At 70.8% G+C, this 281-nt stretch carries 1 protein-coding gene; it reads left to right on the top strand.

Features of this window, described 5'->3' with window-relative positions:
- Positions 1 to 39 precede the first annotated feature (39 nt).
- A partial coding sequence (locus EN850_RS35965; RefSeq protein ID WP_210238110.1) for a hypothetical protein occupies positions 40 to 281 on the top strand: 242 nt, incomplete at its 3' end.

The following is a 281-nucleotide window of genomic DNA, read 5'->3' as shown; positions in this document are numbered from 1 at the left end:
GCCGATCCGCCCAGCCAGCCGCTGCGGCATGGCAACGCAATGCTGACCCGGCTACCGGTCAGCGAAGACGGGGTGACCCTGCTGCATCCTCCTGGCACCTTCAGCGCGGCCGGCATGATGCGGCTCAAGCTGGGCGAGGCGCTGGTCAATGTCTACGTGGCGCGGCTGCGCCCGGAGCCGGACGAGGCCACCGCCCGCCAGCACCAGACCAGCGACCTGATGACCTGGATCGGCGCCACCGCCGAAGGCATGCCCAGCCTGATCGCCGGCGACTTCTCCGC

This window comes from Mesorhizobium sp. M8A.F.Ca.ET.207.01.1.1 (genome assembly GCF_004794715.1).
Classification (GTDB): domain Bacteria; phylum Pseudomonadota; class Alphaproteobacteria; order Rhizobiales; family Rhizobiaceae; genus Mesorhizobium.
The sequence above is the reverse complement of the archived record's forward strand: the minus strand, read 5'-3'. Positions and strand labels throughout refer to the sequence as shown.